The sequence below is a fragment of the Paenibacillus sp. sgz302115 genome (assembly GCF_056120445.1).
Map to the genome: position 1 here is coordinate 282,941 of NZ_JBVYOK010000002.1, position 16,322 is coordinate 299,262.

Annotated in this window: 14 protein-coding genes; 9 read left to right on the forward strand and 5 right to left on the reverse strand. The window is 54.1% G+C overall.

From position 1 onward, the window contains the following. The first annotated feature begins 20 nt into the window (after positions 1-20). From AC0LWN_RS06825 to AC0LWN_RS06845, 5 genes are all read left to right on the forward strand, one after another. On the forward strand, positions 21-1,868 hold the full coding sequence (locus AC0LWN_RS06825) for a cache domain-containing sensor histidine kinase (protein WP_474663815.1): 1,848 nt from the start codon (positions 21-23) through the stop codon (positions 1,866-1,868). Positions 1,869-2,035: 167 nt separating this feature from the next. Continuing rightward, positions 2,036-2,947, forward strand: a complete 912-nt coding sequence (locus AC0LWN_RS06830; RefSeq protein ID WP_474664155.1) for an ABC transporter permease — start codon at positions 2,036-2,038, stop codon at positions 2,945-2,947. A 22-nt stretch (positions 2,948-2,969) separates the two neighbouring features. Next, entirely contained in the window at positions 2,970-3,845 is an 876-nt protein-coding gene (locus tag AC0LWN_RS06835) for a carbohydrate ABC transporter permease (protein ID WP_474663816.1), read from the forward strand. Positions 3,846-3,883: 38 nt separating this feature from the next. Then, entirely contained in the window at positions 3,884-5,425 is a 1,542-nt protein-coding gene (locus AC0LWN_RS06840) for an extracellular solute-binding protein (RefSeq protein ID WP_474663817.1), read from the forward strand. A gap of 18 nt (positions 5,426-5,443) precedes the next feature. Further along, complete coding sequence (locus AC0LWN_RS06845) at positions 5,444-6,790, forward strand: FAD-dependent oxidoreductase (protein ID WP_474663818.1); 1,347 nt, start codon at positions 5,444-5,446, stop codon at positions 6,788-6,790. A gap of 3 nt (positions 6,791-6,793) precedes the next feature. On the opposite strand, the gene AC0LWN_RS06850 is transcribed toward AC0LWN_RS06845, so the two are convergent. Beyond that, positions 6,794-7,633, reverse strand: a complete 840-nt coding sequence (locus tag AC0LWN_RS06850) for a YihY/virulence factor BrkB family protein (protein WP_474663819.1) — start codon at positions 7,631-7,633, stop codon at positions 6,794-6,796. Between the two features lie 147 nt (positions 7,634-7,780). Here AC0LWN_RS06850 and AC0LWN_RS06855 point away from each other — a divergent pair, with 147 nt between their 5' ends. From AC0LWN_RS06855 to AC0LWN_RS06865, 3 genes are all read left to right on the forward strand, one after another. Further along, on the forward strand, positions 7,781-8,734 hold the full coding sequence (locus AC0LWN_RS06855) for a hypothetical protein (protein ID WP_474663820.1): 954 nt from the start codon (positions 7,781-7,783) through the stop codon (positions 8,732-8,734). 17 nt (positions 8,735-8,751) lie between these two features. Continuing rightward, positions 8,752-9,846: a glycerol dehydrogenase gene (locus AC0LWN_RS06860; protein WP_474663821.1), complete on the forward strand. Its 1,095-nt coding sequence runs from the start codon at positions 8,752-8,754 to the stop codon at positions 9,844-9,846. A gap of 98 nt (positions 9,847-9,944) precedes the next feature. Further along, positions 9,945-10,841 carry a divergent polysaccharide deacetylase family protein gene (locus AC0LWN_RS06865; protein WP_474663822.1) on the forward strand — a complete coding sequence of 299 codons (897 nt, stop codon included), beginning with the start codon at positions 9,945-9,947 and terminating at the stop codon, positions 10,839-10,841. Here the strand turns inward: AC0LWN_RS06865 and AC0LWN_RS06870 are convergent. Beyond that, positions 10,828-11,532, reverse strand: a complete 705-nt coding sequence (locus AC0LWN_RS06870) for an N-acetylmuramoyl-L-alanine amidase (protein WP_458963432.1) — start codon at positions 11,530-11,532, stop codon at positions 10,828-10,830. The genes AC0LWN_RS06865 and AC0LWN_RS06870 overlap by 14 nt on opposite strands. 288 nt (positions 11,533-11,820) lie before the next feature. Here AC0LWN_RS06870 and AC0LWN_RS06875 point away from each other — a divergent pair, with 288 nt between their 5' ends. Continuing rightward, entirely contained in the window at positions 11,821-12,009 is a 189-nt protein-coding gene (locus AC0LWN_RS06875; RefSeq protein WP_458963226.1) for a YqzE family protein, read from the forward strand. 86 nt (positions 12,010-12,095) lie between these two features. On the opposite strand, the gene AC0LWN_RS06880 is transcribed toward AC0LWN_RS06875, so the two are convergent. From AC0LWN_RS06880 to AC0LWN_RS06890, 3 genes are all read right to left on the reverse strand, one after another. Then, positions 12,096-13,175 carry a hypothetical protein gene (locus AC0LWN_RS06880; protein WP_474663823.1) on the reverse strand — a complete coding sequence of 360 codons (1,080 nt, stop codon included), beginning with the start codon at positions 13,173-13,175 and terminating at the stop codon, positions 12,096-12,098. A 138-nt stretch (positions 13,176-13,313) separates the two neighbouring features. Continuing rightward, positions 13,314-14,294 carry a YqhG family protein gene (locus AC0LWN_RS06885; protein ID WP_474663824.1) on the reverse strand — a complete coding sequence of 327 codons (981 nt, stop codon included), beginning with the start codon at positions 14,292-14,294 and terminating at the stop codon, positions 13,314-13,316. Next, positions 14,291-16,036: a DEAD/DEAH box helicase gene (locus tag AC0LWN_RS06890; protein WP_474663825.1), complete on the reverse strand. Its 1,746-nt coding sequence runs from the start codon at positions 16,034-16,036 to the stop codon at positions 14,291-14,293. Before AC0LWN_RS06890 ends, AC0LWN_RS06885 begins: the two co-directional genes overlap by 4 nt. Positions 16,037-16,322 lie beyond the last annotated feature (286 nt).

Consider the following 16,322-nt stretch of genomic DNA (forward strand, 5'->3'; position numbering starts at 1 on the left):
GGAAACGAGGTGTCCGCACAATGAAAAATGCCTGGATTTATCTTACCGGATTGGGACAGGGCATCCTGGCCGCAAGAAACTGGCTGCTTGCCTATACACTGCTTATTTTGCTACCGGTGTCGATTATGCTGGCCTCCTTTTATGAGCGCACAAGTGACACTCTGGAGAAGGAAGTTACCCGCACGATGCAGCTTACGCTTAAGCAGGCGGGAATGAATCTGACCTATAAGCTTAACCATATCCGTGACAGCAGCAACTCTGTCTTCATGAACCAAATCCTATACGACAATCTGCTGCAAAAGAAAAAAATAACGGATCAGCTCAATCAAATTAAGGAGCTGCGCAATTTGGCCGAAACCGCCCAGGAGAATGAGGATATTTTCCGGCTGCGGTTTTTTGTCGATTCTTCCCGGATGTACGGCGGCGACCGGGTCAATCTATATCCGCTGGCAGATATGGAGAAATACCCTTGGTACGAGGCTGTGACGGAGGCTGGTGGAGGTATGGTCTGGACCGGAGTCTATCCGGAAATCTATAACGATATCGGGGAAAAAGAGATTTTTTCTGTAGCACGGCTGCTTCGCAACCCCCGGGAATATGAGGAAATCGTCGGTATTATGGTTATGGATGTGTCTGAATCATTAGTTGGAGAGGTTCTGTCAAAGCTGCAGTTCTCGGACAGATATGAACCTTATCTGCTGGATAGAAACGGTGTGCTTATTTACAGCGCAGAGCCGATGGACCAGAAGCAGGCGAAGAACGCCGGGGGAAGCCCTGAGCAAGAATTGACTGCCCTCCCGGAAGATCTGCTGGGTACGATCAGGCGATCTGAAGAAGGGATTCTGAAAAGAACTATAGGCCATGACGAGGTGAATGTGGTCTATACAACCGTCGGAACCACGGGCTGGAAGCTGGTGGCGCAGGTATCCGAAGCGGAGATCTCCCACCGGGCCACGGCGCTCGGCCAGTTCACCAGCATTGCTACTCTGGCGGGAATTACAGTCATGTTCCTTGTGCTCGTGTTTGTGCTGCTGATGTTCATGATCCAGGGTATGCAGCGCAGAGTACAGATGATTCTACGGATGATCCGCAAGGAGGGCATCGGGTGGCTGGAGGACCGCCGCTCCATGCCGGACGGGGACTTCCGGCTGCTGGAACGCAGCGTTGACCATCTGATCCATAAGGTCAATAATCTGATGGAAGAATCGTATAAGGCAAAGATGCAGGAGCGGGAGGCCCAGCTAAGGACCCTGCAGGCCCAGATCAATCCTCACTTCCTGTACAATGCCCTGGATATGATCAATTGGTCCGCCATTTCCCATGACGCGGAGGACACCAGCGAGATGATTGAGTCGCTTGCCCAGTATTTCCGTCTCAGCCTAAATAAAGGCCGTGACAATGTCAGCATTGCCGATGAATTGGAGTTGGCCCGGGTGTTCCTGGAGATTCAGCAGAACCGTTTCCCGTCCACCTTTACTTTTACCATCCGCGCAGAGCCTGGGCTTGAGCTATATATCATCCCCAAGCTGACGCTGCAGCCCCTGGTGGAGAATGCGCTGCTGCACGGCATCCGTAAGACCAAACGCAAGCAGGGAACCATCGAGATCTCAGCGTGCCTGGAAAAAGGGGATATCGTGCTTAGCGTTGCGGATGACGGTATCGGCATGGACCGGGAGCAAGCCCATCGTCTGCTGCTGGAGCCCTCCGCAGTGCTGAATACGGACGGTATGGACGGCTCGTTTGGAATCTATAACGTCAACGAAAGAATCCGCTATTTCGCAGGGAACCGCTATGGCCTGTCCATTGAGACGGAGCTGGGCAAAGGCACCACTGTAAGAGTCAGAATAAAAGCAGTTTTGGCGGATTGACCCGCTGCTTTCGTTTACAGTCGCCAGAGACCAGAAATAATCAGATTACCCTCTACAAGCCACTCCCGGTTCATCAGTATAATCAACTCACAAACTGTTGGGGGTGAGTGAACTTGGGCGCAGGTGCCACGGATTTGAAGCGGAAGAGCAAGATAGCTGCAACCAGAATCAGGTCCGCAAGCAAGTGGAGGCTGGCATGGAGGAACAGGGATTATTATCTTTTGCTGATCCCTGGACTATTGTTTCTGCTGCTCTTCAAATATACGCCTATGTACGGCGTGCTGATTGCATTTCAGGATTTCAATATTTTTGACGGCATCAGAGGCAGCGAGTGGGTGGGGCTGGAGCAGTTTCATAAGCTTATACAGTCCGAGGAGTTCGGGCAGGTATTTATCAATACGCTGCTGATCAGCGTGTATAAGATCGTATTGCTTTTTCCCGTACCTATCTTCATTGCACTGTTGCTGAACGAGGTCCGTCTCATGTTGTTCAAACGAACGATCCAGACAATTATCTATCTTCCGCACTTCCTGTCCTGGGTCATTATTTCCGGACTGTTCGTGACGATTCTCTCCACCTCAGGGGGGCTCGTCAATAACATTATCCAGTGGTTCGGCGGAGAGCCGGTCAGCTTTTTTGTCAGCAATGAGTATTTCCGCAGTCTGGTGGTCTTCACTGCCGGCTGGAAGGAGGTAGGCTGGAATGCCATTGTCTTCATCGCAGCCATAGCCGGAATTGACCAGGAGCAATATGAAGCCGCTGCCATTGATGGGGCGGGAAGAATCCGCAGAATGCTGCATATTTCGCTCCCGGGTATTCTGCCTACTGTGGTACTGATGTTCATTCTCCGCCTGGGCTCGGTGCTGGATGCCGGGACTGAGCAGATTCTCACAATGTACAATCCCGTGGTCTACCAGACGGCTGATGTCATCGGGACCTTTGTGTACCGGATCGGTCTTGGCAAAATGGACTACAGCTTCAGTACAGCGGTCGGACTGTTCAACTCAGTCGTAGGCTTTATTCTCATTATCTCCGGCAACTATATCAGCCGTAAGCTGCTGAAGCGCGGAATCTGGTGAGGAAGAAAGGAGCAGGACAACAATGACAAAACGGACCAAAGGCGATCTGCTGCTGGATACCGGTGTGTATCTTTTCCTGATTGCCTTGGGACTGATTATGCTGCTGCCGCTGGCCAGTGTCTTCTCTAAATCCGTGAGCGAGGAGTGGGCGATTACTTCCGGCAAAGTGGGCATCCTGCCCGTAGGTTTCCAGCTCGATACCCTGACGCAGGTGATTTCCTCCTCTATGTTCATCCGGGCTTTCTGCATTTCCGTTGGTGTTACTGTCATCGGAACTATTATTTCCATTCTAATGACAGCGCTTACGGCATATCCGTTATCCAAACGGAATCTGCCCGGCATTTCGTTCTTTATGGTGCTGTTTATTTTTACAATGCTGTTTAATGGCGGCTTGATTCCCAATTATCTGCTGATGCGCCAGCTGCATCTGATCAACAATCTCTGGGTGCTGATTCTGCCGGGGATGATCAGTGTTTTTAACATGCTGGTTATCAAAAGCTATTACGAGAGTCTGCCCGAAGCGCTGGAGGAATCGGCACGGATTGACGGAGCGAGGACCTACACTATTTTGTTCCGGATTATCCTGCCCCTCAGTATGCCGGTGATCGCAACTATTGCGCTGTTCTATGCCGTGGGTTATTGGAATGATTATTTTGGCCCGATGATTTACATTAACGACACCGCGCTCAAGACGCTCCAGCTCTATCTGCAGGATGTGGTAATGGACGCAAATGCTGCGAATCTCACGAACAAAAGCGTAGATGATCTGATGAACATGCCGCCTGAAGGCATCCGCGCAGCTACGGTCGTCGCGTCCACGGTACCGATTCTGCTCGTATATCCGTTTATGCAGAAGTATTTCATCAAAGGGGTGCTCATTGGCTCGGTGAAGGGCTGACCTGCAGATTTCAGAACTTATAGGGAGGTTTATTTCATATGATAAATAGAAAATGGCTGACGCTTTTTCTGTGTGCAGGGCTTGTGACATCGATAGCTGGCTGCAGTTCATCCGGCAATACGAACAAGGAGGGGGCAGCAGAAAATTCAGCAGAGCAAACGGCTGGTGCACAAACAGAGAGCGGTTCCAAGCCGGAGCTGAAAACGCTTAATTTATGGTCGAAGGATGACTACAATACGTACACACTGGCAAAGGTGGTGGAGGAGCAAACCGGCTACAAGGTTAAATACGAGATGCTGCCTGCCGACAAGGCCATGGATAAGCTGAATTTGCTGATCTCCTCCGCCGAGCCTTACGATGTCATTACCATCACGGGGGAGAAGGCAGTCTATACCGACTATGCCAAAATGGGTGCACTCGTCGATCTGACACCGCTAATTGACAAGTATGGCGAGAATATCAAAGCCTCCATCTCCCCCGAATCCTTCGAGGCCATGAAGGTGGATGGCAAAATTTACGCCATTCCGAACCGGGCGGGGGAGTTTGCCGGCAGCAGTCTGATGATCCGCACGGATTGGCTGGATAAGCTTGGCCTTAAGATGCCCGCAACACTGGATGAATTGACGGCAGTCCTGAAGGCCTTTAAGGAAAAAGACCCGGGCGGCAACGGCGATAAAGGCGCCCCCCTGTCGATTGACGGCGCACTCGCCACGATGGTGAATGTAACCGGCGCTTTCGGCATCGGTACGGGCTGGAATGTGATGGATGGCAAGCTGGTGGCGACGCCGCTGCATCCGGGGTTCAAGGAATACCTCAGCTATATGGCTGGCCTGTATAAGCAAGGACTGCTGGATAAGGAATTTGCTGTGAACAAGGACGCCACACTGAAGGAGAAGTTCACCAGCGGACGGGTCGGCGTGATCCCGCTGGCATGGTATGACATCCCGGGCATTGCCGATGCCCTGACCAAAAACTTCCCTGATGCCAAATATGCCTATGTTCCGGCCCTGAAGGGCAAAGACGGGCAGGCGGGCATCGGGATGAGCGGCGGATTCGACCGGCTGACCTTTATTCCCAAATCCTCGAAGCACCCGGAGGATGCAATCAAGTGGATCAATGCCAAGCTGGATAAAGATACCTTCAAGCTGATCGCTATTGGAGAGGAAGGCAAACACTTCACATACAAAGACGGCGTGTACAGCCCGATTCTGCCGCTCTTTACGGATGAACGCGGGCTGGCCAGCAACTATTTGACCGGGATCGACGAGAAAATGTATCCGGTCTACTGGCAGGCTCGTGTCCAGAAGGACCCGCGTTTGTTCGCAGGCTTCACCTTCCTGAACAAAGAAATTCCTGCGGAAGACCGAATTTCCGATCCGCTGGCCATGGCCCCGTCCTTGCCGGAGTACGCCAAGAACAACGCTTCGCTGAATCAGATGATCAATGATTTTGCCGTGAAGGTTATTGTGGGCGAGGAATCTACGGATGCTGTGGCAGCGTTCACCGAGAAATTTAATGCCGCCGGAGGAGAAGCCAGTGCCAAGGAGATCAACGAGTGGTATGCTTCGGTGAAGAAATAGTCTAGGGGAGGGAAGCGCATGGGCAGCTACAGGATGAGCAGGGAAATTCCGCTTCAGGCTTCGTGGGATGTCATTGTTGTCGGGGGAGGACCGGCCGGATGTACCGCCGCCGCTGCAGCGGCGCGGGAAGGCGCAAGAACACTGCTCATTGAAGCAACGGGCAGTCTGGGCGGAATGGGGACGTCGGGGCTTGTTCCGGCGTGGTGTCCTTTTTCCGATATGCAGACCATCATCTACAGAGGGCTGGCGGTGAAGGTATTTGAGGCCTTGAAGGCGCAGATGCCGCATGTCAGCAAGGAAGCGATGGACTGGGTGCCCATTGAACCGGAAAAGCTGAAGGTCGTCTACGATGAGCTGGTTCAGGAGGCAGGGGTTACGGTTCTGTTCATGACGCAGCTTGGAGCTGTAGATACGGATGAATCGGGTAATGTAACGGCACTCATCACAGCCAGTAAAAGCGGTCTCCAGGCTCTGCAGGCCAAGGTATATATTGATTGTACGGGGGATGCTGATGTTGCCGCATGGGCGGGCGCGGAATACCTCAAAGGGGACGCTGCCACCGGCGAGCTGATGCCTGCCACCCACTGCTTCACCTTGGGGAATGTGGATGAGTATGCGTATCATCATGGACCGATGCTGCATAACAACAATAAAACCAGTCCGATCTATGATATCCTCGCCTCTGGCCGCTATCCTCTGATCCCGGACTCGCATATTTGCAACAATATCGTTGCCCCCAGAACAGTAGGGTTCAATGCCGGACATTTATGGGACGTGGACAATACAGAGGTGTTATCCATATCTGAGGCTCTGATGCAGGGCCGCAAGCTGGCCGCAGCCTATAGGGATGCGCTTGCGGAATTTCTGCCCGCCGCCTACGGCAACTCATATGTTGCCAATACCGGGTCATTGATGGGGGTCAGGGAGACGAGGAGAATTATAGGGGATTATGTGCTTAGCGTTGATGATTATGTCAGCCGCCGCAGCTTCGAAGATGAAATCTGCCGCAACAGCTATTTTATTGATATCCACGGGACGGAGAAGGAAGAGAAGCAGGCTGGCGGGAAGCCTGAGGTGATTAAGCGTTACGGTCCGGGCGAATCGCATGGCATTCCTTACCGCTGTCTGACTCCCCGTACGCTGAAAAATGTGCTGGTTGCCGGGCGCTCCATTTCCTGCGTGCGCGAGGTGCAGGGCAGCGTCAGAGTCATGCCGGTCTGTCTGGCGATGGGCGAGGCTGCCGGAATAGCCGGAGCCATGGCCGCCGTGCTCCCGGATCATGATGTGCATGCCGTGGATATCCCCGCGCTGCGCAGACGCTTGAGGGAGGAAGGTGCATATTTGCCGGACACGGAGGCTAAGTGAGAATTACGGCCGCTTCCCTGAGCGCTTCATCAGGATGGCATTGATCTCGCCGCCTGCCAGGATGATGATGGAGCTGATGTACAGCCAGATCAGCAGAACCATGACGCCGCCGAGGCTGCCGTAGGTTTTGGTGAAATCGCTGAACTGATTAACGTACAGGGAGAAGAGAACGGAGGTTGTGATCCAGCCGATGGTTGCAAACATCGCGCCGGGCATGACCTCTTTTAGCGTCAGTCTGCGGCTCGGAGCAATCCAGTACAGCAGGGTAAAGACAACAAACAGGACAAGCAGAGGGACGGCATACTGCAGCAGGTTCCATATTTTCTGGAGCCCGTAGGGAAGATCGGCCAGCAGAAACACTTTCGTCTTCAGCCAGGTGCCAAGGACGAGCAGCAGAATGCTGAGCAGCACGACAAAACCGATGATCAGCGTAGCCAGGAAAGCTATGCCCCGCACCTTCCAGAACGCCCTGCTCTCCTCAATATCATAGGCACGGTTAAGGCCTTTGATAATCGCATTGATTCCTTTGGAAGCGGCCCAAAGTGTAGCCAGCATCCCGAAGGACAGCAAGGCCTGACTCCGGCCCTCGGAAACGTCTTTTAGAATTTCTTCAATAATGGAAATGGCTTCCGCCGGCATGATTTGCTCCAGATCACGAATCTTATCCTCCAGCGAAATATTGGCATACCCGATCAGCGTCATAATAAAGATCAGAAAAGGGAACAGGGAAAGGATTAAATAGTAGGTTAGCTGCGCACCGATTCCTTGTACATCATCGAGCTTGATTTTCAGGAACAATTGCTTCGAGAAGTCATACGTTTTCCTGAAGGCCGAATTCCTCATAAGTCCCTCCTCTGCTATTCTATAACCCCGTTACTCAATAGCTTATGTTAAGCAGCAGGTTAAATCAATCACAGCAATCCAGGGGAGAGTCCTTTTTAATAAAAGTTATAAAGAATATTAACCATTCCATACACGAGGAGAATGTTAATGAATGTATCGGAGCAGGATTTCAAAGCTATAAGAAACTGGGTTTATCGCAATGCCCGCCCGGTTGATCTGGCCAGATGGAAATTTCATTTCGAAGCAGGGCCGGTCTCTGCTGTGCTGGAAGCGTTAGCGGTGTATCAGAATGAGGATGGGGGATTCGCACATGCGCTGGAGGCCGATTCGTGGAACCCTTATTCTTCGCCGGTTCAGACAGCCAATGCCGTTGAGAAGCTGCTGGAGGTTCACTTTGAGGATGGAGCTCACCCAGTGGTTCAGGGGATTCTGAAATACTTGGATAGTGGAGCGGATATGGAAGGCGGCTCGTGGAAAAATGTTGTGGAATCAAGCAACGGATATCCCCATGCTCCCTGGTGGCATACAAGCTCGAACAGCTCTGCCCGCAGCATCTTCAATCCAACGGCGATTCTGGCCGGATTCATTCTGAAATTTGCTGACAGCAGCAGTAGACTCTATGAGCGCGGAATGAGTATAGCCAGGGAATTAAGTGAGCTATTTCTGGCAAATTCAAATATTGAAATGCATCCGCTAAAGTGTTTCATTACACTCTTGGATTGTATTGCGGAGACAGGCCTGCGGGAGACAATTCCTTATGTGGAGCTGCGAGAAGCTGCTACAAGCCAGATTACAGTGCTGATACACCGGGAAGCCGGGAATTGGAGCGGATATAGCTGCAGACCTTCGTTTTTTATCAAATCACCGGAAAGCCCGGGTTATGAGGATAACGCTGATTTACTCCACCAAGAGCTGGATTATCTTCTGGCGGGAAGGAACCCGGAGGGAATCTGGAATTTGACCTGGAGCTGGGAAGCCTATGAGCGGGAGTTCGCCATAAGCGAGAACTGGTGGAAGACCGAAATTATCATTGAGAAGCTGCTGCTGCTGCGCGCTTTTGGACGTGTGGAAGTGTGGAAGCGTGAACCGCAGCAAAGGTAAAAAAGGAGGAATTACCTATGACGCAAATCATCAGCTCACCGTCAAAATATATCCAGGGCGGCGGCGAGATTAAGAGGCTTGGATTATATTGTTCACAAATGGGGGCGCAGGGGGCTTATGCCCTTATAGATCCGTTTATTTTATCCCTCTACGGAGAGGAGATTACGCAGAGCTGTGAGCGATATTCCGCCCGGCTTGTGCAGCATGAATTCAGAGGAGAATGCTCCCTTGAGCAGGTGCGCAAAATTGTGGCTGATGTCGAAGCGGGCAGCATAGGCGTAATTGTGGGGATCGGCGGCGGCAAAACACTGGATACGGCCAAAGCCGTCAGCCACTTCGCGGACCTGCCGGTCGTTCTCGTTCCTACCGTTGCTTCCACGGATGCGCCATGCAGCGCCTTATCTGTGCTGTATACGGAGGACGGCAGATTAGACCGGTACCTTCCCTTGCGGCGCAGCCCGGATGTCGTGATTGCGGACGTCGATATTATTGCCAAGGCTCCGCCAAGACTGCTGGCTGCCGGGATGGGCGACGCCTTGTCCACGTATTATGAAGCCAGAGCCTGCCGCCGCTCCGGCGCGCTTACCCAGGCCGGGGGCAGCGGCTCCATCGCCGCCTTCGCCCTTGCCAAGGCTTGTCATGACACGCTGCTTGAGTACGGCGCAGAGGCGCTGCGGGATTGCCGGGAAGGCCGGGGTTCGGATGCTGTCGGGCGGATTGTCGAAGCCAATATTTATCTCAGCGGCATCGGTTTTGAGAGCGGAGGGCTGGCAGCGGCTCATGCGATTCATAACGGACTGACGCTGCTGGAGGAATGCCGCCATGTGCTGCACGGCGAGAAGGTCGCTTTCGCCACGCTGGCGCAGCTCATGCTGGAGCAAGCCCCGGCGGCGGAGATTGATACGGTTGTTGACTTTTGCCGGATGGCAGGACTGCCGGTAACCTTAAGTGAAATGGGCCTGTCCGGCATTCCGCAGGAGAAACTCGCGGAGGTTGCTTCGGCAAGCTGTGCGGAGGAGGGGCCGATGTCGTGCATGCCATTTACTGTCTCGCCGCAGCAGGTACTGGAAGCGATACTTGCCGCAGATAAGCGGGGGCGGCAGGGGGCCTGACGATTGTTAATTATTGCGTAGTCGCTGCCGTACATATTTATCCTTCGTGTTCCAAACAATGAGAACAATGGCTTACCAACACGAAGGAGGCGTTCCCTTTGAAGATTATTAAGAGAAATATACTTGTTGCAGCCGTGGTCGCCATCATGACCACGCTCGGCTTATCAACGCCGCCCGCACTTGGCGCAGATATTGCTGCGCAAGGCTCCTATGGCAGCGGGACGACGCTGCAAGCAGAGCCGGCTCCGGGCAGTGGCACGCGCGAGCAGCCGGAGGATAGCGTTGCCTCCCGCAGCCGGGTAGCACTCATTGTCGATGACTTCGGCAACGGCATGCGGGGCACGGAGGAGATGTTCGCACTGCCGGTCAAATTTACCGTTGCGGTGATGCCATTCCTGCCTACGTCGGAGAAGGATGCGCGGCGTGCCCACGAGCGGGGGCTAGATGTGCTGGTGCATCTGCCGATGGAGCCGCGCCAGGGTAAGCCGGAATGGCTGGGACCCGGAGCAATCCTGACCCGAATGAGCGATGCGGAGGTCCGCCAGCGGGTGGAGGCGGCGCTGGACAATGTTCCATTTGCCATCGGAATCAACAATCATATGGGCTCCAAGGTGACCGGAGACGAGCGGGTGATGGGCATTATTCTGGCCGTTTGCAAGGAGCGGGGGCTGTTCTTTGTGGACAGTCATACCAATTACCGCTCGATTGCCGGAAGAGTGGCCCGGGAGATGGGATTGCCTCCGGTCGAGAATCACATTTTCCTGGATGATGTTCATACGGCAAGCCATGTTGTGAAGCAAATGCGGCTGGTGAAGGAAAGAGCACTGAATCAAAAATACTGTGTAACGATTGGCCATGTCGGCATTCACGGCAAAGAGACCGCTGCAGGCATCCGCAGCGGCATTGCCGAACTAAAGAACAGCGTCGAATTTGTCGGAATCTCCGATTTGGTTAAAAACCAGTGGAAATGGAGCTCCCATGTCACACTTCCATAAGATACGCAGCAATGCCGCCCGCAATGGCTTCTGCGATCTCCTCCTGGCCCTTCGGACTGCACAGCTTTTCCCGGTCAGCCGGACTGCTGATGAATCCCGCCTCAACGATAACTGTTGTGGCGGTTATTTTGTTGAGCAGATAAAAGGGCTTGCCCGGCATGGAATCAGTCTTTACACCGTAAAGCTGATTGAGCTGGTCCTGAATCGAATGGGCAAGCAGGTAGCTGCGCCCTTCCTGGCGGTATAGGACTAGCGGTCCGTGTTTTGCCGGTGAACGGGCCCAATTCACATGAATGCTGACCACTACATTCGCAGGCAGCGTTTCCGCCAGCTCTTTGCGTTGGGCCAAGTCGCGCATATGACGTGAGGAGCTCCGCAGCCAGCGGTTATCGTCGCTTGGCGCATAGTCGCCGGTCCGGTTGAGGATGGCGTCAAAGCCGTCGCTGCGCAGCAGCAGGAACAAGCGGCGGGAGATGGCAAGCGTAATGTCCTTCTCCAGAATGGAGCCATGCGAGGTTCCGCCGTCAATTCCCCCATGTCCGGCATCTATAAGAATGATCCGCTGGTCATGGCCAAGCATTCGCTGGCGATCCGGCTTTGTGCTATGATGTGACGGCTCTGCAGAGGTCTGTGCACCCGCAGTGGTGCCGGTCAGCAGAGACAGCAGCAGCCCGGAGGCAGACAGGAGCAGCCATAAACGGCGAAGCGGCCTGTCAGCTCCTGCGGCCGTCTTTTTAGGGACGGCACAGATGTTTCTGCTTGAATGGATTAAGGTTCTCAAGTGAACGGCCTCCTTGTCCATGAATGGTCTTGCAGCTTGTCTTCATTGAATTCTTTGTTAGAATGTGCCGGAGCAGGCAATACTATGCGAATTGCAAATCCATAGTTTAGATCAAAGCGCAATGGAGCACACTAGAATCGTGGAGACTTAGAGGATAGCTGCGGGGATTTCTATTTGAGGGAACAGGAGGGACAAGGGATGGCTTCCGGTGGGGATGAACTGGTAAAATATATTACGGAGAAGGTAGTTGTCTATATGGAGGACCCGCGGGCCAGCCGGGAACGCAGGAAGGCCCGGAAGCAGCCGTGGGCAGAGAAATGGTTCGGCATGCTCCCGCTTAGCTGGTCCATCTGGCGCAGTCAGCGGACGCACAGCAACAAGAAATAGCTTCACGAAACAGCAAACAGCCTTCCCGGAGCCGTTAACACGGCAGTCCAGGAAGGCTGTTTGCATGTATGCATATATGTGGTGAGCTATTGCCGATTGGAACGGTCTGTCTTTGCTACATTTGTGCTGGGGGCTGAACTGCCGGAAGACGGCAGCTTGTGGAAAGTCCCATTCTCCAGCAGAGCCGCAAGAGGGAGATAACGCCTGCCCTCCGGCCCGGAAAGGGCGTACACGATAGCTGGGCGGCGGCTTTCGTCCTTGCTGCCGGATGAGGTTAACTGCCAGCTCTGATAGCCCGTTACCATAAAAGGCGCACCTAGGGTGTCATTGCGGCCGGCAGCTTGAAAGGCAAGACTGCCGCTTGCAGCCAGCAAAGCTGCAATGCTGTCTCCGCTCAAGGATTTCAGTGACGGTGCTGTGAGCCACAACAGGTCTGCATACGGATCATCCTGGCCTCCGCTCCGGTAAGCCGGAAGAGGTGAACGGCCTGTATCCAGGCTGGATAAGGATGAGGCTCCATCAAGCGTTTGCTTAAGGACCGCTTCCGCCTGGCTAGGGCTCCACGGCATAACCTGCAATACTGAAGCGTTGATATATAGTGTTGTCTGGTCCATTGTTAACTTCCATAGCGGCAGCAGCGGTGCGTAGAGCGCTGTCAATTCAAGCTTTCCAGAATAAGCTGATGGGATAAGTTCCTGCTGCACCAGAAACTGGCGCAGATCTTGCAGACTGTAAGGGAGACCGTAGCTTCCGGCCCCGTATTCGCTGAGCATATAACCGCCCTGTTCCGTAGCGGAGATGACGAGATACCCAATCCGCTGTTCCCCGTTTACCACATTAACCAGCCAGCCATGTGTTCCCGGACCCAAGGGGAAATATTCGGTTCCGGCATCCGCCCAGGCTGTAAAAGGAGCATCGGCCGAGAGCTTGCGGATGGTGCGGCGGGTAAAGTCCTGCAGGGATTCAGGTGAAGGAACGGACTTCAGTGTGAGAAGGGGCAAATGATCCTTGGATACCGCCTGGGTGACCGTAACCTTGCTTCCGGTAGCGGCCAGCGCCGGAGGGAAAGCTGAGACAGCCGAGAATCCGACCAGTCCAAGACACAGACAGAGGACGAGCCGCACACGCCGTCCGAAAACGTCCTTCTGCCTTGCTTTTATCTTCATGTGATCGCTCACCTTTCTTAATAATAGTACTGATGCTTATTGTAGAGGACAAGCCCTGAAAAGGCTGTTGCTTGCTGTCCGCCGCGGTGCGGGAAATTCACTGTTTTTTTGCCTGCTTTTAGCGAGCAGGGTCGCATCTTATGTGCTCCGCAGATGGAACAGGCCGTAGGTTACGGCAGAAACTGCAATCTGCGGCTCATACTGCCAGGTTGTCTCTTTGCGGCGGCGGTTGTACTGCTCCTCTATAGCCAGCCGTTTCTCCTCATCCTGCTCCTTGAGCAGCTCCGCGTAGTAAATGTCCACAATCCCCAGCTCCAGCTCCAGCCGTTCGCGGGCTTCCTCGGCCCAGGTGTAGTCCATTAGCGCCAGCTTCGAGGTCAGATAGCCCTCCAGCCTCTCTGCTCCGGCAGCAACAGTCAGCTCCGATGGCTGAATGTGAACATTCTCGGGCAGGCGGGGCGTCAACTCCCGTGAGGCCAGCCTGGCTTCAAAGTCAGGGACAATCAGCCCGGTGGTGAGTGAGACACCGATATAATGCAGCTCCTCACGCTTCAGATCGCAGGTCATCTCCACCTTGTAGCAGACGCCGAGCCACGGCTCGTAGGCTGCCGAGAACAAGGTCAGCCGCTGCCTGCGTCCCGGGTCCTCGAAGAGCTGCAGGCATTTGCCCTCCTCCCGGGCCGCAGCCCAGATTTGCCGCAGCCGCTTGCTGCCGTAAATGACATCCTCGCGCCTGATCATGCCCGGACCGATCCGCGGCAGCGCCGGAACGTTCCCGAAGTAACGGGCGAGGATGCTGTCCTGCGGATCAGCCGCGCCCCCTGGCGAAGCCGCGCCTGCTGGCGGCGCGCCGCCAGTCACACTGCCGCCAGGCACACCGCCGGCGGCCAGGCTGTCGTACTTCTCCGGCTCGAAGACGAACGTGAACGACAGCGTCTCAGGCTCTACGCCTGTACGCTCCACGAACCCCCAATAATAGGGCCGTTCGGTGAGCATCCGGTCAGCGCCCGGCGAGAGCTTCACCGTCACATGCAGCGGCGACGCCTCGATGATTGAGCATTCCGTCGCCTCCAGATAATCCATGACCTGCTTGCGTATCTCCTGCACAGATAGGCTCATTGCACAGCCCCGCCTTCCTGCTGAATGCTGTGGGTCAGCTCGCTGAGCGATTCGCCGATGTGGTCCAGCCCGCTGCGCAGCTCCTCGTCACTTCGGGCTTCGAGCATGATTTTGTACAGGCTTTTCTCCAGGGATTCCTTCTTCTCAAAACGCTCCAGAATCACATCCAGCCCGCCGATGACCATCTCGAACATGTTGATCTTCTCATGCAGCAGGTGGAGGATATGCTCTTCAATCGTGCCTTCCGTCGAGAGGTTGTAGATCACCACATCGTTCTCCTGGCCCAGACGGTGCACCCGGCCAATCCGCTGCTCGACCCGCATCGGGTTCCAGGGCAGATCGAAATTGATCATATGGTGGCAGAACTGCAGATTAATGCCCTCGCCGCCCGCTTCGGTGGCAATCATCACCTGGGCGCGTCCCCGGAAAAGGTCCATCATCCAGTCCTTTTTCCCCCGGTTCATCCCGCCGGAATAGGTGACGGACTGCAATCCGTGCTCACGGAAATACTGCAGCAGGTATTCCTGAGTGGCCCGGTATTCGGTAAAAACGATCACCTTTTCGTTCATTTCACGGATCAGCTCCATCGTTTTCGCCGCTTTGGTATTTGTCTTGACCGTGCGGATGCTCTGCAGCAGTCCCATCATCTTGTCACGCTTCGGAGAGTCATCGGGAAGCTTCTTAATGAGATTGACCAGGGTCACAAATACGGCATCCCGGCTGCTGCAGACCTCGCGCTGAAGCGTAACCAGGGAGAGCATGCTGCTGAGATTGCCGCCCGCTTCCTCATATTGGTCTTTGACAAAGGCGGTAACGCCGTCATATAATACTTTCTCCTCGGGTGAGAGCGTGAGCGGAATATTGCGCACTTTGCGCTTCGTGAAGCTGACCGGACCTTCGCCGCGCCGGTTGCGGATCATAACCTTGGATAGCTCATCCCGGAGCTGGACCTCGTTCTTCGGCTGGCGTTTGTCAACCACGAAATTGGCGGCAAAATCCCCCTGATTCCCGAGCTGGCCCGGCTTCAGCAGCGTGATCAGATTGAACAGCTCGCCAAGGTCGTTCTGCACGGGAGTAGCGGTGAGCAGCAGGCAGTATTTTTTGCGGAGCTGCTGAACGAATTGGTAGTTGGTCGATTTCTTGTTCTTAAGCTTATGGGCCTCGTCGATAATCAGCATGTCATACTCTTGGCTTAGCAGAGTTTCCTTGTGCGGATCACGTTTGGCGGTATCCATGGAGGCGACCACAATGTCGTTGTCCCAGGAATACGCTTTTTTTTGTGCAACGGCGGAAATGCCGAATTTGGTATTCAGCTCCCGCACCCATTGCAGCACAAGGGAGGCGGGAACGAGAATCAGCACCTTGGTCACAAGCCCGCGCACCAGATATTCCTTGAGCACCAGCCCGGCTTCGATGGTTTTGCCAAGTCCGACCTCGTCGGCAAGAATGGCGCGGCCTGACATTTGAAACAGTACCTTACGGGCGGTATCAAGCTGGTGGGGGAGCGGGGATAACCCGGACAGATGCTTCATGCACTGCAGCTCATCAAAGCTGGTGACCAGAGCCGAGGTTTCGCCTTGAACGGCCAGCCGGGATAAACGCCAGTCTCCCCAAGGTCCGCCCTTGTCCAGCCTTGACTCTAAATCATGCAGCCAGTTTCGTTCAAAAGACAGAGGAACAGGCAGCAGCGGGGCAGTAGGGATGCCTTCCTGCGGCAAGGAATTGCGGAATAATTGCGTCATGTAGCAGTCTCCTCCGGCGCTTGTTTCATATCGAAATACGTAGGAGTAGTATGCTCGTAAAAGAGAGAATTCATAACCTGCTATTTTCGGCCTCATGCTGTAAAATAACGAGCAAGAGGGAGTAAATGTGCCATCTTTTGCCGATATTTCGCCGAGATGCAGCATTTTTCGAAAAAGACCTTCCACACAATATGTGGTATAGTTGAAAAGCTGACTGACACAATATATTGTTACAAATGCTTGAAAACTTTGATTATACCGGGCATTTTCCGGTTGTTTTTTATTG